Source organism: Kitasatospora sp. NPDC004531, assembly GCF_053602195.1.
In genome coordinates, this window is record NZ_JBSGDD010000013.1 from 12,609 (window position 1) to 33,028 (window position 20,420).

19 protein-coding genes are annotated in these 20,420 nt (G+C 74.3%); 8 read left to right on the forward strand and 11 right to left on the reverse strand.

Annotated elements, in window-relative coordinates:
• Window positions 1-121: 121 nt before the first annotated feature.
• The 3 genes from ACWEMJ_RS08545 (at window position 122) to ACWEMJ_RS08555 (ending at window position 3,832) form a co-directional block, all read left to right on the forward strand.
• Window positions 122-1,516 (forward strand): alanine racemase, encoded by a 1,395-nt coding sequence (locus ACWEMJ_RS08545; RefSeq protein ID WP_452136220.1) that lies wholly within the window; start codon window positions 122-124, stop codon window positions 1,514-1,516.
• Window positions 1,516-3,135, forward strand: coding sequence for an N-acyl-D-amino-acid deacylase family protein (locus ACWEMJ_RS08550; protein ID WP_452136221.1), 1,620 nt, complete (start codon window positions 1,516-1,518; stop codon window positions 3,133-3,135). Before ACWEMJ_RS08545 ends, ACWEMJ_RS08550 begins: the two co-directional genes overlap by 1 nt.
• Window positions 3,136-3,202: 67 nt before the next feature.
• On the forward strand, window positions 3,203-3,832 hold the full coding sequence (locus ACWEMJ_RS08555) for a bifunctional 4-hydroxy-2-oxoglutarate aldolase/2-dehydro-3-deoxy-phosphogluconate aldolase (RefSeq protein ID WP_452136222.1): 630 nt from the start codon (window positions 3,203-3,205) through the stop codon (window positions 3,830-3,832).
• Between the two features lie 95 nt (window positions 3,833-3,927).
• Here the strand turns inward: ACWEMJ_RS08555 and ACWEMJ_RS08560 are convergent, their stop codons facing one another.
• The 5 genes from ACWEMJ_RS08560 to ACWEMJ_RS08580 form a co-directional block, all read right to left on the reverse strand.
• On the reverse strand, window positions 3,928-5,151 hold the full coding sequence (locus ACWEMJ_RS08560; RefSeq protein ID WP_452136223.1) for an alpha/beta hydrolase family protein: 1,224 nt from the start codon (window positions 5,149-5,151) through the stop codon (window positions 3,928-3,930).
• 182 nt (window positions 5,152-5,333) lie between these two features.
• Window positions 5,334-6,074 carry a precorrin-4 C(11)-methyltransferase gene (gene cobM, locus ACWEMJ_RS08565; protein ID WP_452136224.1) on the reverse strand — a complete coding sequence of 247 codons (741 nt, stop codon included), beginning with the start codon at window positions 6,072-6,074 and terminating at the stop codon, window positions 5,334-5,336.
• Window positions 6,071-7,348, reverse strand: coding sequence for a precorrin-6y C5,15-methyltransferase (decarboxylating) subunit CbiE (gene cbiE / locus ACWEMJ_RS08570; RefSeq protein WP_452136225.1), 1,278 nt, complete (start codon window positions 7,346-7,348; stop codon window positions 6,071-6,073). Before cbiE ends, cobM begins: the two co-directional genes overlap by 4 nt.
• Before the next feature lie 135 nt (window positions 7,349-7,483).
• Window positions 7,484-8,707: an IS4 family transposase gene (locus tag ACWEMJ_RS08575; protein ID WP_452136226.1), complete on the reverse strand. Its 1,224-nt coding sequence runs from the start codon at window positions 8,705-8,707 to the stop codon at window positions 7,484-7,486.
• A 182-nt stretch (window positions 8,708-8,889) separates the two neighbouring features.
• Window positions 8,890-9,336, reverse strand: coding sequence for a MarR family winged helix-turn-helix transcriptional regulator (locus ACWEMJ_RS08580; RefSeq protein WP_452136227.1), 447 nt, complete (start codon window positions 9,334-9,336; stop codon window positions 8,890-8,892).
• 191 nt (window positions 9,337-9,527) lie between these two features.
• On the opposite strand from ACWEMJ_RS08580, the gene ACWEMJ_RS08585 reads away from it, so the two are divergent.
• The 3 genes from ACWEMJ_RS08585 (at window position 9,528) to ACWEMJ_RS08595 (ending at window position 12,461) form a co-directional block, all read left to right on the forward strand.
• Window positions 9,528-10,640 carry an alpha/beta hydrolase family protein gene (locus tag ACWEMJ_RS08585; protein WP_452136228.1) on the forward strand — a complete coding sequence of 371 codons (1,113 nt, stop codon included), beginning with the start codon at window positions 9,528-9,530 and terminating at the stop codon, window positions 10,638-10,640.
• A gap of 99 nt (window positions 10,641-10,739) precedes the next feature.
• Entirely contained in the window at window positions 10,740-11,252 is a 513-nt protein-coding gene (locus tag ACWEMJ_RS08590; protein ID WP_452136229.1) for an HAD domain-containing protein, read from the forward strand.
• A 198-nt stretch (window positions 11,253-11,450) separates the two neighbouring features.
• On the forward strand, window positions 11,451-12,461 hold the full coding sequence (locus tag ACWEMJ_RS08595) for a questin oxidase family protein (protein WP_452136230.1): 1,011 nt from the start codon (window positions 11,451-11,453) through the stop codon (window positions 12,459-12,461).
• Between the two features lie 49 nt (window positions 12,462-12,510).
• Here ACWEMJ_RS08595 and ACWEMJ_RS08600 read toward each other — a convergent pair whose 3' ends face one another.
• Window positions 12,511-12,756, reverse strand: coding sequence for a hypothetical protein (locus ACWEMJ_RS08600; RefSeq protein WP_452136231.1), 246 nt, complete (start codon window positions 12,754-12,756; stop codon window positions 12,511-12,513).
• A gap of 160 nt (window positions 12,757-12,916) precedes the next feature.
• Window positions 12,917-14,401 (reverse strand): carboxyl transferase domain-containing protein, encoded by a 1,485-nt coding sequence (locus ACWEMJ_RS08605; protein WP_452136232.1) that lies wholly within the window; start codon window positions 14,399-14,401, stop codon window positions 12,917-12,919.
• Between the two features lie 307 nt (window positions 14,402-14,708).
• Between ACWEMJ_RS08605 and ACWEMJ_RS08610 the strand changes: the two genes are divergently transcribed.
• Together ACWEMJ_RS08610 and ACWEMJ_RS08615 are read left to right on the forward strand one after the other, a co-directional pair.
• On the forward strand, window positions 14,709-15,146 hold the full coding sequence (locus ACWEMJ_RS08610; RefSeq protein ID WP_452136233.1) for an RrF2 family transcriptional regulator: 438 nt from the start codon (window positions 14,709-14,711) through the stop codon (window positions 15,144-15,146).
• 219 nt (window positions 15,147-15,365) lie between these two features.
• On the forward strand, window positions 15,366-16,547 hold the full coding sequence (locus tag ACWEMJ_RS08615) for a globin domain-containing protein (RefSeq protein ID WP_452136234.1): 1,182 nt from the start codon (window positions 15,366-15,368) through the stop codon (window positions 16,545-16,547).
• A 119-nt stretch (window positions 16,548-16,666) separates the two neighbouring features.
• Here ACWEMJ_RS08615 and ACWEMJ_RS08620 read toward each other — a convergent pair whose 3' ends face one another.
• The 4 genes from ACWEMJ_RS08620 to ACWEMJ_RS08635 form a co-directional block, all read right to left on the reverse strand.
• Window positions 16,667-17,449, reverse strand: coding sequence for a DUF3050 domain-containing protein (locus ACWEMJ_RS08620; protein ID WP_452136235.1), 783 nt, complete (start codon window positions 17,447-17,449; stop codon window positions 16,667-16,669).
• 104 nt (window positions 17,450-17,553) lie between these two features.
• Window positions 17,554-18,516 carry an alpha-ketoacid dehydrogenase subunit beta gene (locus ACWEMJ_RS08625; protein ID WP_452136236.1) on the reverse strand — a complete coding sequence of 321 codons (963 nt, stop codon included), beginning with the start codon at window positions 18,514-18,516 and terminating at the stop codon, window positions 17,554-17,556.
• Window positions 18,513-19,496: a thiamine pyrophosphate-dependent dehydrogenase E1 component subunit alpha gene (locus ACWEMJ_RS08630; protein ID WP_452136237.1), complete on the reverse strand. Its 984-nt coding sequence runs from the start codon at window positions 19,494-19,496 to the stop codon at window positions 18,513-18,515. The genes ACWEMJ_RS08625 and ACWEMJ_RS08630 overlap by 4 nt, the downstream gene beginning before the upstream one ends.
• Window positions 19,493-20,410, reverse strand: a complete 918-nt coding sequence (locus ACWEMJ_RS08635) for a phytanoyl-CoA dioxygenase family protein (RefSeq protein WP_452136238.1) — start codon at window positions 20,408-20,410, stop codon at window positions 19,493-19,495. Before ACWEMJ_RS08635 ends, ACWEMJ_RS08630 begins: the two co-directional genes overlap by 4 nt.
• Between the last annotated feature and the right edge of the window lie 10 nt (window positions 20,411-20,420).

Here is a 20,420-nt window from a genome sequence, read left to right on the forward strand (position 1 = left end):
TTGACCGCCGTCCGGCGTGAATGCTAGAACCGTAACACCAACATGCGCAATAGACGTTGCGTATGTTGCAACATCCCAGCTCGTCGGGCGAGCCGGGACCGGAACGGAGGCAGGCAGGGCCATGAGCGACACGGCAGCAGCACACCAGCAGACCGGGCAGCACCCCGCCGCAGGACCCACCCACTTCGCCGACCCCGTCCACGGACCCGGAATCGACACCGCCGCCGTCGCCGCCCTCGCCGAGGAGACCCTCGACTGGCGCTTCAAGGCCGTCCCCGCCGACGCCTGGGGCCGCACCGTCCGCGACTGGCTCGCCACCGGCCCCACCCTGGACCGGCTCGGCACCCCGCTGCTCACCCTCGACGCCGCCGCCCTCGACCACAACCTGCGCACCATGGCCGCCTGGTGCCGCGACGCCGGCGTGCTGCTCGCCCCGCACGGCAAGACCACCATGGCCCCCGCCCTCTGGCAGGCCCAACTCGCCGCCGGCGCCCACGCCATCACCCTCGCCAACCTCCCCCAACTGCGCGTCGCCCGCGCCTTCGGCGTCCAGCGCCTGCTGCTCGCCAACACCCTCCTCGACCCCGCCGGCCTCGCCTGGCTCGCCGCCGAACTCGACCGCGACCCCGACTTCGCCTTCACCTCCTGGGTCGACTCCGCCGACAGCGTCCGGCAGATGGACGCCGCGCTGCGGGCCGCCGGAGCCCGCCGCCCCGTCGAAGTCATGGTCGAACTCGGCGGCCCCGGCGGCCGCACCGGCGCCCGCGGCATCCCCGCCGCCCTCGACGTCGCCGCCGCCGTGCACGCCGCCCCCACCCTCCGCCTGGCCGGCGTCGGCGGCTACGAAGGCGCCCTCGCCCACGACGCCTCCGACACCGCGCTCACCGCCGTCCGCGGCTACCTGCGCGACCTCGCCGAACTGCACCGCCGCCTCGCCCCCCACTACCCCACCCCCACCCCCGTGATCACCGCCGGCGGCAGCGCCTACTTCGACACCGTCGCCGAAGAACTCACCCCGCTCGCCCAGGAGTTGCCCGGCACCAAGGTCATCGTCCGGGCCGGCGCCTACCTCGCCCACGACGACGGCTTCTACCGCGGCATCTCCCCGCTCGCCCGCACCGCCGGCGCCACCCCGCTGCGCTCCGCGATGCACGGCTGGGCCCGCGTCGTCTCCCACCCCGAACCCCAACTCGCCCTGCTGGACGCCGGAAAGCGCGACCTGCCGTTCGACGAGGGCCTGCCCGAGCCGCAACTCGTGCGCGGCGGAGAGTCGTCGGGCGCTGCATCCGAAGTCTCGTTCGACGGTGGCGAGTTGAAGGGCGCCGAAGTCACCGCGCTGAACGACCAGCACACCTTCCTGCGCGGCGCCGGCGAGCAGGCCCCGATCGGCGCCGTCGTCCGACTCGGCCTCTCGCACCCCTGCACCGCCTTCGACAAGTGGAGCCTGATCCCCGTCGTCGACCACGCGGACGCCCAACACCCGCGCGTGGTCGACCTGGTGAGGACCTGGTTCTGATGCCCGAGCTGCTGCTGCGCGCCGCCACCGTCGTCGACGGCACCGGCGCCGACCGCTACCGCACCGACGTCACCCTCACCGCCGACGGACGCATCGACGAGATAGGCCACGGCCTCACCGCCCGCCGCACCATCGACGCCGACGGCCTCGTCCTCGCCCCCGGCTTCATCGACCTGCACGCCCACTCCGACCTCAACCTGCTCGTCGAACCCGACCACCCCTCCCGCATCACCCAGGGCGTCACCCTCGACGTCCTCGGCCAGGACGGCCTGTCCTACGCCCCCGCCGACGACACCACCCTTGCCGCGCTGCGCCGCCAACTCGCGGGCTGGAACGGCGATCCCGACGGCTTCGAGTGGAACTGGCGCACCGTCGGCGAATACCTCGACCGCCTCGACAGCGGCATCGGCACCAACGCCTGCTACCTCGCCCCGCACGGCACCATCCGGATGCTCGCCATGGGATGGCACAACCGGCCGCCCGGCGAGAGCGAACTCGCCCGCATGCGCGCCCTGTTGGACCAGTCACTGGCCGACGGCGCGGTCGGCATGTCCACCGGCCTCACCTACACCCCCGGCATGTACGCCGACACCGCCGAACTCGTCGAGCTCTGCCGCGTCGTCGCCGCCCGCGGCGGCTACCACGCACCGCACCAACGCTCCTACGGCGCAGGGGCGTTGGAAGGCTACGCGGAAATGGTGGAGATCTCCCGGCGCTCCGGCTGCCCGCTGCACCTCACCCACGCCACCATGAACTTCGGCGTCAACGAAGGCCGGGCCGGCGAATTCCTCGCCCTGGTCGACAGCGCCCTCGCCGACGGCATCGACATCACCCTCGACAGCTACCCCTACCTGCCCGGCTCCACCACCCTGGCCGCGCTGCTGCCCAGCTGGTCCACCGAGGGCGGCCCCGAAGCCACCCTCGCCCGCCTCGCCGACCCCGCCGCCCGCGCCCGCATCCGCGCCGACGTCGAGGAACACGGCAGCGACGGCTGCCACGGCGTGGTCACCGACTGGGACACCATCCAGATCTCCGGCGTCCGCAACAGCGCCCTCGCCGCCGTCGTCGGCCGCCGCGTCAGCGAACTCGCCGCCGAACAGGGCACCACCGGCACCGACGTCTTCTTCGGCCTGCTGCTCGCCGACCAGCTCGGCACCACCATCCTCCAGCACGTCGGCCACGAGGAGAACGTCCGCGCCATCATGCGCCACCCCGCGCACACCGTCGGCAGCGACGGCCTGCTCGTCGGCGCCCGACCCCACCCCCGCGCCTGGGGCACCTTCCCCCGCTACCTCGCCCACTACAGCCGCGACCTGGGCGTCCTCACCCTCGAACAGGCGATCGCCCGGATGACCGGCCGGCCCGCCCGCCGACTGCGCCTCGACCGGCGCGGACTGGTCCGCCCCGGCCACCACGCCGACCTGGTCCTGTTCGACCCGCAGACCGTCCGCGACACCGCCACCTTCGACCACCCGCGCCGACCCGCCGACGGCATCGTCCACGTCCTCGTCAACGGCGTCGCCGCCCTCACCGACGGCAAGCCCACCGGCGACCTGGCCGGGCGCGCCCTGCGCCGCGACGCGGACGGGCTGGTGCGGGCGGCCGGCGGCCGCGACTAGGGCCTAGGGCCCAGGGCCGGACCAGGCGCGGGAACGCACCTTCATCAACAGGAGCCAGTGACAAACCATGGGAACCGAAGTGACCGATCTGCGCGCCGCGCTGGCCGCACAGCCCGTGATAGCCGTGGTACGCGCCCCGGAGATCCCCGACGCCGTCGCCCTGTGCGAGGCGCTCGCCGAAGGCGGCATCGCCTGGACCGAACTCACCTTCACCACCCCGGACGTGACCCGCCACCTTGCCGCCGCCGCCAAGGCCGGCTGCCGCATCGGCGTCGGCACCGTCCTCACCGCCGACCAGGCCCGCCAGGGCATCGACGCCGGCGCCCGGTTCCTGGTCACCCCCGGCCTGCGCCCCGCCGTCGCCGAGATCGCCCGCGACGCCGAAATCCCCGTCGTCATGGGTGCGTTGACGCCCAGCGAGGTCGCCGACGCCCTCGACCTCGGCGCCGCCGCCGTGAAGATCTTCCCCGCCAAGACCTTCGGCCCCGGCTACTTCAAGGACCTCCACGGCCCCTACCCCGGCATCCCCCTGGTCGCCTCCGGCGGCGTCAACGCCACCAACGCCAAGGCCTTCCTCGACCACGGCGCCCTCGCCGTCTGCGCCGGCACCGACGTCGTCCCCCCGCAGGCCGTCGCGGCCGGCGACTGGCCCGAAATCACCCGCCGCGCCAAGGCGTTCATCGCCTCCCTGGCCTGAGCTCACGCCGGGGACGGCCCAGGCCGGGGACGGCTCGGGCCGGGGACGGCTCGGGCCAGGGCGGGAGGCTCAGGCACCCCGGCGAGCCGCTGGCATCAACCGGTCGGTCGGTGCTGGAAGACCACCTCCGGATTGTCCGGCGAGGGGCCGTCCAGCAGCGGACCGGGGATCCCCTTCAGCGTCCGGTCGAAGAACGCCGTCACGTACGCGCGGGTGATCGCCACCCCGCGGGCCGGCGGGAGGGGCGACGCCGGGAACCCGGCCTGCTCCAGGAGCAGTTCCAGGTCGGTGAAGCTGAAGTGGTCGGAGCCGGTGACCGACAGCCACTCCTTGTAGCCGTCGAGGGCCGTCCAGGCCTGCTCCCAATCCTTGTACTGGTCGGTGCCGCCGGGCGTGTGGCTCAGCATGAGGAACGGCCGGTCGAGCTGGCCGGGCTTCGGGACGGGGTGGAAGGTGCCGTCCATGTTCACCCCGGCCCGAACCCGCGGGTCGGCGATCATCGTGGGGACGGTCGCCGCTCCACCCAGGGAGTGCCCGGCCATGCCGATCTCGTGCTTGTCGATGAGGTGCGCCAGGCGCCAGGCCGAATTGCCGTGCGTCAACCGGTCGATCACGAACGACACGTCCAGCGCGCGGCTGGCGGTGACGGAGTCGAAGTCGAGCGTCTCCGGGTGATCGCAGATCGCGCACGGCGGCGTCTCGCCGTTCGCCAGCGTCTCGCCGCTGTCCTCGTGCGTGTGGCCGACGAGCGCGACGACGTAGCCGCGACTGGCCAGCTCGGTCGCGAGCGAGGTGAGCACCATGCGCGGGTCCTCGTAGCCCGGGGAGAGGACCACCAGCGGATACTTGCCGCGCTGCGGCCGCGCGCCGTTGAAGGCGTGCGTGGTGACGCCGGCGAGATTCTGCGCGGTGACGCCGGAACTCGCCGGCATGTTCCGCTGCCGGATGGCGCCGGCGGCCTCGGCGAGAGTCATGTAGGGGGCCGGAGTGCCCGTGCCGGGGACGGCCGGGTACACCATCGTGACGGTCAGTTGACGGGGGCCGGACGACGGCACCCACGGGTCGGGACGGCTCGCGTCGGTGAGGTGGACGACCTCCTCGCCGGCGGCGTAGCGGCCGGTCGGCGCGGGGAGCGCGCCCTGGAAGGAGCGCGGCAGCGCGCCCGTAGCCGTCGCGGCGGCGTGCACGGTGGACGGCGCGGGCGGGACGGGCAGGGCGGGCGGCGCGGCGAATCCGGTGCCGGTCGCGGCCACCGATGCGGCGAGAGCCAGGATCGCGACCGCGCTGATCCGGCGCCTGCGGTTCGAAGTGCTGTTCATGGGCACGATCCTGCCGAGCCCCGCCCTGACGCTCCATCATGCAGGATTCCGTCTTCACGGTGGTGCTGGGTACACCCCCGAGGCCCCGGCGGCGCGCGCTTCCCTTCGCGCGCCGCCTTCGTCCCGGGCGGCATGGTGCCCGCCGGCCGTTGTCACCCGCCGTTGTCGCCGGGCGGGCGAGGTCAGCGGGCCCGGGTGGTCGAGTACAGGTGGCTGTCGCGGAACTCCGTCGCGGCCAGGGTCTGACCCACGATGATCACGGCGGTGCGCAGCACGCCCGCCGCCTTCACCTGGACGGCGATGTCGCCGAGGGTGCCGCGCAGGACCAGTTCGTCCGGGCGGCTGGCCATCGCGACGACCGCGGCGGGGCAGTCGGGGCCGTAGTGGGGGAGGAGTTCCTCGACGACGCTGTCCACGTAGCGGGCCGCCAGGTGCAGGACCAGCAGCGCGCCGCTCCGGCCGAGGACGGCCAGCTCCTCGCCGGGCGGCATCGGCGTCGCCTGCCGGGCCACCCGGGTCAGGATCACCGTCTGGCCGACCGTCGGGACCGTCAACTCTCGCTTCAGCGCGGCCGCCGCCGCGGCGAACGCCGGAACGCCCGGCACCACCTCGTACGGGATGTCTGCCGCGTCCAGCCGGCGCATCTGCTCCGCCATCGCCGAGAACACCGACGGGTCGCCCGAGTGAAGCCGCGCCACGTCCTGGCCCTCGCGGTGCGCCCGGACGATTTCCGCGATGATCTGGTCCAGGTCGAGATCGGCGGTGTCCACCAGCCGCGCCCCCGGCGGGCAGTCCGCCAGCAACTCCTGCGGCACCAGGCTCCCCGCGTACAGGCACACCCCGCAGCTCGCCAGCGTGCGCTGACCGCGCACCGTGATCAGATCGGCCGCACCCGGGCCGGCACCGATGAAATAGACCGTCACTTCGCCGTTCCTCCGACTTCCCGGACCGCACCGGACACCCCGGCGCCGCCGCTCTCCATCTCGCCCTTGACGACGCTCCACTGCGTCACCGGCATCGCCTGCCGCCACCCCGTGAAGCCGCCCACCGGCACCGCGTGCGCCACGCCCAGCTTCACCAACTCGCCGCCGTGCCGCCGGTACCACTGCGTCAGCAGCGCCTCCGACTCCAGCGTCACCGTGTTCGCCACCAGCCGCCCGCCCGGGCGCAGCGCCGCCCAGCAGGCCTCCAGCACACCCGGCACGGTCAGCCCGCCGCCGACGAACACCGCGTCCGGGACGTCGAGTTCGGCCAGCGCCGCCGGCGCCGCGCCGTGCACCACCCGCAGCCGCGGCACGCCCAGCGCCGCCGCGTTGCGGACGATCCGCCCCACCCGGACCGGGTCGCGCTCCACGCTGATCGCGCGGCAACTGCGGTGCGCCCGCAGCCATTCGATGCCGATCGAGCCGGAGCCGCCGCCGATGTCCCAGAGCAGTTCGCCCGGTGTCGGGGCGAGCGCCGCGAGTGTCGCCGCGCGGATGTGACGCTTCGTCAACTGTCCGTCGGACTCGAAGAGTTCGTCACGCAGGCCGGAAGTCAGCTGCGGGCGCGGCGCGTTGGGGTCGGCGACCGCGCAGTCGATCGCCAGCACGTTCAGCGGATCGCCCGCCGGCAGCGACCAGCCGTCCGCCACGCCCTCGCGCAACGCCTCGGCGGGGCCGCCGAGTTGCTCCAGCACCCGCACCCGGCTCGGGCCGAATCCGCGCTCCGTCAGCAGCTTCGCCACCAGCGCCGGGGTCGAGGCGTCCGCGCTCAGCACCAGCACCCGGCGGCCCGGGTAGAGCGCCGCGTGCAGGGACTCCGGGGCGCGGCCGACCAGCGTCACCACCTCGGTCTCCTCCACCGGCCAGCCCAGTCGGGCGCACGCCAGCGACACGGAGGACGGATGCGGCAGCACCCGCAGCGCGCCGACCGGGACGCCGCACTCGATCAGCGTCCGGCCGATCCCGTGGAACATCGGGTCGCCGCTCGCCAGCACCACCAGCCGCTGCCGCGCGAACCGCTCCAGCAGGCCCGGCACCGAGGGCCGCAGCGGCGACGGCCAGGACACCCGCTGCGCCGTCACCTCGGCGGGCAGCAGCGCCAACTGCCGTGTGCCGCCCAGCACCGCCTCGGCCGCGAGCAGCGCGTCCCGGGCCGTCGGTGACAGCCCGGGCCAGCCGTCCGCACCGACCCCCACCACGGTGATCGCAGACACGCGCAAACTCCTCACAGCTCGGGGGACGGGCAGCCGCAGCCTACCCGCAGCCGACCGTCAAACCCCCCACTAGCTGCGAAGATCCGCTGTGCGACATTGGCCACACCGGGCCGGTCCGGGCAGCCGGTCAGCCGGTCAGTGGGGTGCGGGCAGCACCTGGACGGTCGGCGGCGGGGTGGGGGCGGTGGCCGCGTGGTCGGGCGGGCCGGGGAAGGCGCGGTCGAGGAGCAGCAGGGCGAAGATCTCCTGCTTGATGCCGTCCGGGTGGCGGGAGCGCAGGGTGCGGGCCGGCCGGGCAGGCGTCAGGTGGTCGAGCGCGGTGCCGCTGCGGGACTGCCGTGCGTAGCGGGTGGCGAGATCGGCGGCCGGGGCGGCGACGGGGTCGAGCAGGCTGGTGAGCAGCCGGTGGGGCGGGGCGTTGCGGCGGTCGGTGTCCAGTGTGAAGTCGATGACGCGGACCTGCGTCGGGCGGGCGTGCTCGCCCGACCGGCCGGGCGGGGCGGCCGGGTCGGCCTGTTCGACCTGGTCGGTCAGGTGGGAGCCGTCGTCCAGCCGTGCCGTGACGGGGAGTCGGACCCGGGAGGGCACCTGCCAGAGCAGGTCCGCGCCGCCCGCGAGGGCCGCCCGCCAGGTCGCCGGGTCGGTGGTGCCGCGGTCCGCGAGGACGAGCATGTCGCGGGTCAGCGTCGGGTAGATCGCCTCGGCGAGGGCGCGTTCGTGGGTCGACAGCGGGCCGACGTCGGCGGTCAGCGCGGTGCGGGTGCCGCACTCGACCAGCGCGCTGACGCGGGCCTGCGGGTAGCTGTCGGTCTCCTCCGCGCCGAGCCGGGCGGCGACGCCGGGCGTGTGGCGGGAGGCGGTCCGGGTGCGGGCGCGCTTCTCGGCGGGGAACGGACGGCCGAAGTGCGCGGCGTTCGGCGGCGTGTCCGGGACGTCCAGGATCGCGCCGTCCAGGGCGACCAGCCGCCGGCCCCGGTACCAGGCGTCGGCCGTGCCGGGGGCGGGCGGCGGCGGGCAGGTCCGCTCGAACAGGCGGCGCAGCGGCTCCGCTCCGAGTCGGGACCTGGCGCGGCCGATCGCGGTGGTGGTCGGCACCTGCCAGTCCTGCGGCCACCAGCGCTCCCGCTCCAGGTCGCGCACCAGCAGGCGGGCGACGTCCGGGTAGCCGTGCCCGCCGCCGCACAGCGCCATCGCCAGCACGAAGTAGACCACCACCCGCGCGGGCAGCAGCCGGCTGCGCTGCTCGACCCGGCCGCACTCGACGAGCACCTGGTCGACGAGCTCGGGCGGGAACGCACGCGTCAGTATTCCGAGGGTGGCTCGGTCGGCGGGCCGGAACCCGGTCGGTGGGTGGCTCAACGGGTCGCTCTGCCCTGGCGCTGGCACGACCCGTTCAACGAGTGGCGTGCGGCGAAGTCACCACCGTGCGCGGCGGCGTGGTCCCGGCTTCCGGGGTGGGGCGGCGGGGCGTGGGGGCGGGGCGAGGGCGCGGGGGCGGTGGTCGGGCCGCGGGCGGCGGTCGAACGTGTGGGTGGAGGGCGTCAGTCGAGGGTGTCGGCGGCGCGGTGGAGGGCTTCGGCGGCGCGGGCCAGGAGCCGGCGCAGCTGCTCGCGTTCGGCGGCGGTGAATTCGGCGCTCAAGGCGTTCTCGACGGATTCGGCGCGCTCGTCGGCGAGTTCCAGCGCCGCACGGCCCTGGTCGGTGAGGCGGGCCTCCACGATGTTGCGGTGCCAGCGGTGCTGGGCGCGCTCCACCAAGCCGCGCTCGGTCAGGTGCCGCAGCAGGACGGCCATCGCCTGCGGCGTCACCAGGCAGGCCCGGGCGAGTGCGGCGCCGCTGATGCCCGCGTTCTCGGCGAGCACGTACAGGGCCGCGTACTGGGGCACCGTCAGCCCGGCGGGTTCGACGGCGGCGCGCTTCGCGGCCAGGAGTTCCTGGTGGGCGAGGTGCAGATCGAGGCCGAGACGGTCGCTGGCAGGCATTCCCATGGCGAGGATGCTACAAGGGCTGCTCGGCGTACAGGTGTTGACAGGCATCAATGTATTGATGATCATCGGAGTGTTGAACATGGACAGTGCGGTGCTGTCGCCCGCGGCTGCCCGCCACCTTCCCTCCACCATTGTTGATTTGTCGATCTGTCAGCTCGGCCGATGCCCGTGCCCCGGAGGACCGCACCCCGATGACCGACCCGACCGACCTCTCCTTCCTCTCCGCCCCCGGTTTGGCCGCCGGCTTCGCCGCCGAGACCCGCCCGCGGGCCCACGGCGCCGGCATCGACCTCTTCGAGTACGACCGGGTCACCGCCCCGCTGGAGTCGCTGCTCCAGTGGCCCGACGCCTGCCGCGCCGCCGCCCACCGCCACCGCACCGCCGCCGAACAGGCCGCCGCCCGCGGCCGCACCCGGACGGCCGGCGAACACCACCGCCTCGCCGCCCGCTGGTTCCACCTGGGCGCCCTGATCCCCGACCCCGACCCGGCGCGGTCCGCCGAGCTCGAACGGGAGTCGGACCGGTCGATGGAACTCTCGCTCGCCCTGCTCGAACCCCGGGCCCGCCGCCTGTCCGGCGACGGCTTCACCGGCTGGCTGCGCACCCCGGCGGACGCAACGGGCAAGCGCTTTCCCGTTGCGGTGGTGATCCCCGGCATGGACTCCGCGAAGGAGGAGTTCCACGCCGTCGCCGACGCGCTGCTCGCCCGAGGCGTCGCCGTCCTGGCGATCGACGGCCCGGGCCAGGGAGTGCTGGCCGCCACCACGACGCTGAACGCGACGAGCCACCGGCACGCCGTCACCCGGGCCCTGGACGCCCTCGCCGCGCTCGACTCCGAGCCCGGAGCCGACTCGACCACCGCCGCGGAGCGAATCGACCCCGAGCGGATCGCCGTGGTCGGCCTCAGCCTCGGCGGCTACCTCGCCGCCGCCGTCGCCGCCCACGACCCCCGCGTGACGGCGGCGGCACTGGTCAGCGGCCCGTACCGCCTGGAGTGGGACGCGCTCGTCCCGTTCGTCACTGCCACCCTGAGCCGGCACTGCGGGAACCCGGACGCCGCCCGCGAGTTCGCCGACCACCTCGACCTCGCCGCGCTCACACCGCGACTGACCCGCCCGCTCCTGCTGGTGGAGGGCGGCCAGGACCGCATCCCCGGCGTCACCAACGCCGAGGCCCTCGCCGCCCACCTCCCGCACGCCGAGGTCCTGCACGTCCCCCACGGCAACCACCTGCTCGGCAACGCCCTGCCGGACTGGCTGCCGGACACCGCCGACTGGCTGGCCGAGACGCTGCGCGCCGGGTGAGCGAGCCGGACCCTGCTCCACGTCCCGGCGTGAAGCGGCGAACCGCCGACGGCGTGAAAGGTGCGGCGGCACCTCCGGCCGGGGCATCATCGAGCGACCATGGAGTCCTCAATTCCCCTGCTCTACCTCGACGTCGACGGCCCGCTGATCCCGTTCGGCGGCGACCCGGCTCGGCACCGCACCCACCTGACGGCGCGGCGGGTCCGCGAGCTGACCGGCGAGTCGAATCCGCTGCTGATCCGGGTGGATCCGCAGGTCGGACGTCAACTCGCGGCGCTGCCATGCCGGTTGGTGTGGGCGACCACCTGGTTCGAGGACGCCAACGCGTGCCTCGCCCCGCTGCTCGGACTGCCCCCGCTGCCCGTTCTGCCCGACCCGCCCCCCGCTGTGCCCCACCCGGGGCCCCGCGTGCACTGGAAGACTCCCGCGCTGGTCGCCCACGCCGCCGGAAGCCCGTTCGCCTGGGTCGACGACGAGATCGCCGACGCCGATCGCGAGTGGATCGCCCACCAGCATCCCGGGCCGGCCCTGCTGCACCGCGTCGATCCCGAAGTCGGCCTCACCGAAACCGACTTCACCGTGCTCGCCGCCTGGCTGCGCGACCCGACCTGACAGCCCCGCCTGAAGGCCCGGCCCGAATGCCCGGACCTGACAGCGGAGACCGGACCCGCGGAGGCCCGTCCTGGTCGGACGACGGGAGGCTGTTGGGCGCGGGAATGCCCTCCGCCGGGCGACCGGTGGGGGGTCCGGCGCTCGCCCTACGCCTCCGGCCCGTTACGGCGGCCGCGCGGTCCTGCCTACTGTCTCCCCATGGATCTCACCGGGACGTTGGACGAGGCGCTCGAACGCCTGCACCTCTCCGGGCCCGAGCGGCTCGGACGGCTCACCAACCACGCACCGATGGCCGTCGAGGCCCTCGCCGCCCGTGGCCGGGCGGACGCGGTGCACCGCTGGCTCGACCGGTACGCCGACAAGCTGGAGGACCACCCGTCCCGCGTCGAGCCGGTCACGGACGCCAACTGGCCTTCGGCGCTGGGGGATTCGAGGCGGGTGGCCGACTGGATCGAGTACTTCGAGCGCGAACTCGCCGAGCACCCCTGGCGCGAGGTGCTCGGCGCGTGGTGGCCCCGCCTGCTGCCCGGGATCCACGGCGGCTCGACGCACCCGGTGATCCGGGTCGGCCACGCCGTGCGCACCCTGCTGGCCGGCCCGCCGACCGGGCCCCGGCTGGCCGAACTCGCCCACGGCCTGGGCTACTGGGCCGCCCGCCACCGTCTCGTCCCGGCACGTACGGCGCTGCCCGCCGCCGAGTCCGCGGCCGCCGCCCTCGCGCAGGTCCCGCGCATCGCCGTCCAGCAGGGCGGGTTCCCCGACCGGCTCGACCACGTCGCGGCCCTGCCGACCTGGGCGGACGCGACGACCGAACCGGCCGAGGCACAGCGCCGCCTCACCGAACTGGTCCGGGCCGCGACGCACCGGTACGCCACCCACGGCCACGGCGAGCAGACGATGCTGGTGCACGCCGCCACCGCCCCCAACGCCGTCCTGCGCACCCTGCCCGCACTCCCGCCCGCACTGTGGCTGTCGAGCCTGCACGCCGCCTGGACGGCCGCCGCGACCGTGACCGCGATGTACGCCCCGGCCACCGCACTCCACCGCGAACCGGCCGGCGGCCTCACCGCCGAGGACGTCCTCGACCGGGCGCTGGCACACGGCGACGAGCACGTCATCAAACTGACGGACACCGCCCTGGACATCGGCGACCCGCAGTCCTTGGCGGCGGCGCTGCGCGCGATGGAACTGACCGCCCCGATCGGCTGACGACGTCGCTCCCGGGCAGCCCGGCCCCGGGCGACGGCGGAAGCGCAGGTCAGGACGTCGAGTGGTATTCGAGCTGGTACCACGTGCGGGTGTCCGGGTAGGCGGCGCAGGACCACTGGTCGACGCGGGAGTCGTTGTGCTGCAGGGCGGTGCCCGCCTCGAAGCAGTCGAGGTAGGTGCTGAACCCCGCTACCTCGTACCAGCCTTCGTCGGCGGACGCGAGCGGGGCGGCGAGGTAGAGCAGGCCGGTTCCCGCGGCGAGGGAGAGAGCGGTCCAGGCGAGCAGCGAGCGCACGGCGATTCCTCTTCCGGTCGGGCCCGAGGGCGGTTCGGCCGAGGCTATGCCGGGGCCCGTACGGACCGGGCCGCCCGACACAGTGCTGCCGCCCGAGCGCACCCGGACGGCCGAGCGGGGCGGCCGGTGGGGGCGGCCGGTGGGGGCGGCCGGTGGGAGTTCAGCCCGTGAGCGGGCCGCCGAGGTGGCGGTTGCGGGTGCGGCGGGCGGCGAGGCGTGCGGCGTCCGGGAGTTGGGCGAGTTCGGCGAGGGCCCGGGTGATGGCGGCAGCGAGGTGGTCGCGCAGGTGGGCGGGGTCGTCGGTCTCGGGAACGACCTGGTCGACCAGGCCGGTGGCGGTGAGCGCGGCGGCGGTGATGCCCTGGGCGCGGGCGAGTTGAGGGGCGTGCTCGCCGTCGCGGTGGACGATGGCCGAGGCACCCTCGGGCGGCAGCGGGGCGAGCCAGGCGTGCTGGGCGGCGATGACCCGGTCGGCGGGCAGCAGGGCGAGCGCGCCGCCGCCGCTGCCCTGGCCGAGCAGGACGGCGAGGACGGGCGTGCGCAGGCCGACCAGGGTGGTCAGGCAGTGCGCGATCTCCAGCGCCACGCCGTCGAGTTCGGCCTCGACGGAGAGTTCGGCGCCGACCGTGTCGACCACGGTGAGCAGCGGCATGCCCAACTCCTCGGCCAGTTCCGCCTGTTGCCGGACGGCCCGCAAGTCGGCCGCGGTGAAGGGGAGTTCGGAGCGCTGCTGGGCGACCACCATCACCGGGCGCCCGCCGATCAGCGCGAGGGCCCGGACGAGTGCGCTGTCGCCGTCCAGCGGGAGGAGCAACTCTGCGGTGTGTTCGAGGAGTTGGAGTGCGGAGAGCCGGTCGGGACGGCGGCTGCGGAGCACCGACTCCCAAGCGTCCCAGGCGTCCCCGGGGGCGGCGGGGGTGACGGGGGCGTCTCCGGGGGCCGGGGCGGGGGAGGTGGCAGGCGACGGCGGACCCGCGAGGTCCGGTCGGGCGGTGAGGACGGCGAGGGCACGGGAGGCGAACGCGCGCAGCCGCTCCGGCGGGACGATGGCGTCCAGGCGGCCGTTGGCGGCGAGGGTCTCGGCGCGCTGGACGCTGGGCGGCAGCGGCTCGCCGCGCAGTTCCTCGTAGACGCGCGGGCCCAGGAAGCCCAGCCGGGCGCCCGGTTCGGCGAGGACCAGGTGGCCGAGGGTGCCCCAGGAGGCGAACACGCCGCCCATGGTGGGGTTGCGCAGGTAGGACAGGTACGGCAGGCCCGCCGCGCGGTGGGCGTGGACCGCGGCGGTGACCCGGACCATGCACAGGAACGCGGCGGAGCCCTCCTGCATGCGGGTGCCGCCGGAGACCGGCAGGGCCAGCAGCGGGAGGCGTTCGGCGGTGGCACGCTCCACGGCCCGGGTGATCCGCTCGGCCGTGGCGACGCCGATCGAGCCGCCCAGGAAGCCGAACTCGCAGGCGACCAGCGCCAGCGGCCGGCCGTCCAGCAGGGCGCGTCCGGTCAGCACCGCCTCGTCCAGGCCGGTGCGGGCGCGGGCCCGGGCCAGGGCGTCCCGGTAGTCGGGGTCGGCCGGCTCGGTGGTGACGGGCTCGTCCCAGGAGGTGAAGCTGCCGGGATCGACCAGCAGATCGAGGAGCTGGCGTGCCATCACCTGGGGCCTCCGTCGAGGGGGAGCGTGAACACGGGGAGCGTGCGCACGGGGGAGTGTGCCGGGCCGAGGAGCGGGCCGGGCCGGGAAGTGCCGAGCCTACGGGCGGACCGGGGCCGCCGGTGGATGCGCCGCACAGTGGTGACGCGGATCACCGCCGAGCGGGCCGGCCCAGGCTGGTCGGGTCGCCCGGGGCGGTCGGGTCGTCCGGGCCGGTCGGGTCGTCCGGGCCGGGTGCGGGAAACGTGACGCAGCAGACACGGAGCTAATTAGTATCTCAGATACGGAATTGGCTAGAGTCAGCGCCGTGAGGCTGACCAAGAGCACCGACATCGCACTGCGCATCGCCATGCGTCTGGCGGTGCTCGACGAGGACCAGACCCCGACCACCCGCGAGGTGGCCGAGGCGGTCGACGTCCCCTACAACCACGCGGCGAAGGTGGTCAGCCGTCTCCAGCACCTGGGCGTGGTCGAGGCCCGGCGCGGGCGCGGCGGAGGGCTCGTCCTCACCGCCGCCGGCCGCAACGGATCGCTCGGCCGGATCGTCCGGGAACTGGAGGGCGCCGGGGACGTGGTCGGCTGCGAGGACCAGCCGCCGTGTCCGCTGCGCCACTCCTGCCGACTGCGCGGGTTGCTGCGCCAGGCACAGGAAGCGTTCTTCGCGACGCTCGACCCACTGACCGTGAACGACCTGGTCGGTCCGCCGACCGGGCCGGTCCTGCTCGGACTGCCCGGCCGTGGCTAGCCGGGGGTTCGGGGTGGTCCCGGGGCTGCCCCGGCGCGTCCGGAAAGCGCTTTCCAACTGCACTTCGTCAACTGATCGCCAGACGGACGCCGTCGGTCGCCGGCCGATCGCGGGTTGATCGGCACGGGCCAGCAGCAGTCACTTTCCGTCACCATCGGTCAACAGCAGGCATTCCCATACCGTTGAATACGCATCTCAGATGCGAGTTTGGAGCTCCGGATGCTGTCCGAGAAGTCCGCGCAGACCGTTCGCGCCACCCTGCCCGTGGTGGGGGCGGCCATCGAGCAGATCACCGGCTCGTTCTACCAGCGGCTCTTCGCCGCCCACCCCGAGCTGCTGCGCGACCTGTTCAACCGCGGCAACCAGGCCGACGGCAGCCAGAAGTCGGCCCTCGCCGGCTCCATAGCCGCCTTCGCCACCGCCCTGGTGAACAACCCCGACGAGCGACCGGACGCCATGCTCGCCCGCATCGCCCACAAGCACGCCTCGCTGGGCGTCACCGGCCCGCAGTACCAGGTCGTCCACGACCACCTGTTCGCCGCCATCGTCGAGGTGCTCGGCGACGCCGTCACCCCCGAGGTCGCCGAGGCCTGGGAAGAGGTGTACTGGCTGATGGCCAACGCGCTGATCGCGATCGAGGCCCGCCTGTACGAGCAGAGCGGCACCCACGGCGAGCGCCGCCCCTACCTGGTGGTCTCCCGCTCCGCCGAGACCGCCGACGTGGCCACCTTCGTGCTGCGCCCGGCCGACGGCGGCCCCGTCCCGGCCCACAAGCCCGGCCAGTACGTCTCGGTGCAGGTCGAACTCGCGGACGGCGCACGGCAGATCCGCCAGTACAGCCTGTCCGGCCGGCCCGAGAACGGCCTGCGGATCACCGTCAAGCGGGTGGCCGGCGACCCGGCCGGCGAGGTCTCCACCCACCTGCACCAGCACGTCGGCCAGGGCGACACCCTGCTGGTCAGCCACCCCTTCGGCGACGTCCAACTGGCCGACGAGGACCGCCCCGTGGTGCTGGCCTCGGCGGGCATCGGCTGCACCCCGATCATCGGCATGCTGGACCACCTCGCCGAGACCGGCGCCACCCGCAGGGTGATCGCCGTCCACGGCGACCGGCAGGAGTCCGCCCACGCCTTCCGCGAGGACTTCGCCCGCCTGGTCGAGAAGCTGCCGAACGCCGAGGCGCACGTCTGGTACGAGCACCCCGAGGGCGAGTGGCCCGCCGCGCGCACCGGCCGCGTCGACCTGTCCGGCCTGGACGTCCCCGCCGGCGCCGTCGCCTACCTGTGCGGCCCGCTGCCGTTCATGCGCTCGGTGCGCACCCAGCTGCTGGAGGCCGGTCTGCCCGCCGCCGACATCCACTACGAGGTGTTCGGCCCGGACATGTGGCTCGGCCAGAACTGACCCGCCGGGAAAGCGGTTTCCGGCCCCGGTGCGGAACGGCCGCGCCGGGGCCGGGGCTGGGGCCGGGCCCGTCGGCCACAGCGAGGCGGTGACGTCCGCGCCGGGGCCGGATCCTCAGGTCACAGCGAGGCGGTGATCGCGTCCCACAGCGCGACCCGGGCCCGCAGCGCGGTGCGGACCGTCGCCGCGCACTCCTCCCAGCGCTCGGTGTCGTCGCCGCACAGGTCGATCAGCATCTGCATGGCCATCGGGGTGTGCTGCTCGCCGTCCACCTCGATGTGCCGGGCCAGGTAGTCCTTGAAGATGCTCAGCCGGCCCGCCGCGTCGTCGATCCGGACCACCTGCTCGAACATCTCCGGGATCAGGTCCTCCCGGCCGAACGCGAACGCCGCGGCCTGGCAGTGCACCGGCGCGTCCTCGATGATCCCGAACGTGACGGCCGTGAACTCTGCTGCCGCGGACGGGATTTCGGCGAGCTTCGCGGCCTCCGCCACGGGCCGGCCGGAACGCACCGCCGCCAGGAACGCCTCGACCGGGGCGGTGTCGGCCCCCGCCTTCGCCATGCCGTCCAGGTACAGCTCGAAGTGGCTGATGTAGCCGTCGCCGAGCTCGTCGCTCTCCTCCACCAGCACGATCTCGTTGATCAGCCGGCGGCTCGCGGTCGGGCCGTCCGGCAGCCACGGCAGGCTCACACAAGTGAGCTGCCGCTGAAGGCACTTGAGCAGGGACATGAAGTCCCAGACGGCGAACACGTGGGTCTGCTGGAAGGTCCGCACCTTCTCCAGGCTGTCCAGCGCCAGGTACATCGGGTGGGAGACCACCTCGCGGCGGACCTCCTCGATCGACTCGCGCAGGGCGGTCAGGCCGGGGTGGCTGCGGTCCCAGTGGTAGCGGTCGCTCATGGCTGCTCTCCTCAAGGAGTGTGGTGAGGGTGATGTGGTGTGGTGGAACAGGGGGAATGGGGTGAACGGGGGGAATGGGGCCAGCAGGGAACGCGGGGGCAGGGCTACTTGAGGACGGCGCGGATCGCGTCCCGCAGCTGCTCGGCGTCCGGTTGGAGCGCCCGGTCCAGGCCGAGCGCGAACGGCAGCACCGCGCCGTCCGGCCGGGTCACCCGGCGCGGCGGGGCGAGCAGCCGGCCGTCCTCGCTGGCGACCGCCAGCACCTCGGCGGCGAAACCGGCGAAGCGGTTGGAGTCGTCCAGCACGACCAGCCGCCCGGTGCGTTCCAGGGAGGCCAGCAGTGCGGCACGGTCGAGCGGGTACAGGGTGCGCGGATCGAGCACCTCCACCGACACCTCGCCCGCCAACTCCTCGGCCACCGCCAGAGCTTGGTGCACCAGGTGGCCCACCGCGACCACCGTCACGTCGGTGCCCGCCCGGTGCGTGCGGGCCACGCCCAGCGGCACCGGCTCCAGCGGCGCCGTAACGTCCTCGCGGACGCCGAGCGCGCCCGCCGGGGCGAACAGCACCACCGGGTCGTCGTCCGCGATCGCCGAACTCAGCAGCCCGTACGCGTCGGTGGGCGTCGCGGGGACCAGCGTCTTGATGCCGACGTGCGCGAACAGGCCGTAGGGGTGGTCCGAGTGCTGGCCCGCCCAGCCGCTGCGGGAGCCCGAACCCGGCACCACCACGGTCAGCGGCACCCGCGCCTGGCCGCCCGTCATCAGCGAGAACTTGTGTGCCTGGTTGGCGAGTTGCTCGAAGACCAGGAACAGCAGCGAGGGGATCTGCAACTCGATCACCGGCCGCATCCCGGCCAGCGCCGCGCCGATGCCCGCCGAGGTGAACGCCTGCTCCGACAGCGGGGTGTCCACCACCCGCTCGGCGCCGAAGCGCTGCTGCAGGCCCAGCGTCAGCCCGGCCAGGCCCGCGCCCACGTCCTCGCCGAGCACGCACACCGCCGGGTCGGCCGCCAACGCGTCCGTCAGCGCCCGGTTCATCGCCTTCGCGTACGACAGCAGGGTCACAGTGCCGCTCCCGACCGGGGCCGCAGCCCGCTCGCGTACAGGTGGTCGCCGGCCGTCGCCGGATCAGGCTCGGGCGAGGCTAGCGCGAACCCGGCCGCTTCGGAAAGGAGTTGGACGATCTCCGCATCGACGGCGGAGACCGCGGACGCGGACAGCGCGGCCGCCGCCGACACCAGCGGATCGCGGGCCCGCCAGGCCGCCACCTCCTCCGGGGTGCGGTAGGCGAGCCGGAAGCGGCGCTCCATGGTGTGGTGCGCCTCGAAGCGGTACGTCAGGCACTCCAGGAAGGCCGGGCCGCCGCCCGCGCGGGCCCGGGCCACCAGCCGCTCGGCCGCCGCCCGGACGGCCTCCACGTCCATGCCGTCCACCGTCTCCGCCGCGATGCCGAACGCCTCCGCCCGGCCGCACGCCGAGCCGCCCACGGCCGCCCCGGCCGGCAGCGTCGTCGCATAGCCGTTGTTCTCGCACACGAACAGCACCGGGGCCCGCCAGATCGACGCCAGGTTCAACGCCTCCAGCAGCACCCCCTGGTTGAGCGCGCCGTCGCCGAAGAACGACGCCACCACCCGGGAGCGGCCCTGCCGCTGCGCCGCCCAGGCCGCGCCGACCGCGATCGGCGCGCCCGCCCCGACGATGCCGTTCGCGCCCAGGATGCCCAGCGAGAAGTCCGCGGCGTGCATCGACCCGCCCCGGCCCCGGTTCAACCCGCCGACCCGGCCCGCGAGTTCGGCCAGCAGCCGGCCCGGGTCGGCGCCCTTGGCGAGCACGTGGCCGTGGCCCCGGTGGGTGGACGTCAGCTGGTCCTCCGGCGCGAGCGCGGCGCACACGCCGACCGCCACTGCCTCCTGGCCGATGTACGGGTGGGTGCCGCCGACGATCAGCCCCGACCGCACCCACTCCAGGGCCAGCTCCTCGAAGGAGCGGATCAGTCGCATCGCCCGGTACCGCCCGGCCGGGTCCGCGAGGTGGGGCAGGCTCACCGGCCCGACCGCCACAGCACCGGGCAGAACTCCGGGTCCGCGTAGTCGGGAAGGCCGTCCGCCGTCCGCCGCACCACCGCGTCGTGGTTGTACACCACCGGCGAGCCGTCCGGCCGGAGGTACGAGCGGTAGCGGTTGGCACCGTCCTGCAGGTGCAGCGAGACGGCCCGGCGCGGCTGCGCGGAGCGGTTCGGGCCGGAGCCGTGGTAGGTCCGGCAGTGGTGGAAGGAGACGTGCCCGCGGGGGATCTCCACCGGCACGATGTTCACCTCCGAGCCGTTGAACTCCGCGTTCTCGTGCAGCAGTTGCTCCAGCTCGGAGCGGTCGCGGGCGGCGAAGTGCCGGGTCGAGTCGTCGCCGCCCGGGCGCTCCTCCCAGCGGTGGCTGCCGTCCACCATGGCGATGGTGCCCATCTCCCGGGTGCAGTCGTGGAACGGCACGAACGCGGTCAGCATCCGCTGCGAGGTGGAGGTCTGCCAGTAGTGCTTGTCGAAGTGCCAGGGCACGATGTTGCTCGGCTCGCCCGCCACCGGCGGCTTGTAGATCAGCGTCGCCTGGAACACCCGGATCTCCTCGGCCTGCGCCAGGCGCGCCGCGACCGCGCCCAGCAGCGGCTTGCGCAGGATGCGGCCGATCTCCGCGTGCTCGTAGTGCACGTAGTCGTTGTGCCGCTGCACCGGGCCGTCGGCCGGCGTCCAGGACGCCAAGTGCGGCGGCCGCGCGGGCAGTTCGCGATCCCGCTCGCCCGCGTAGTACCGCTCGGTGGCGGCCTGCAGCGCGTCCAGCTCGTCGTCGTCGAACAGCCGCCGCGACAGGTACCAGCCGCGCTCCGCGTACTCCAGCACCTCCTCGGCGGTCGGCAGCAGCGCCGACTCCTCCTCCGACAGCCCGAACGGGTCGATGGCGGTGGTCACTTGAGGGCTC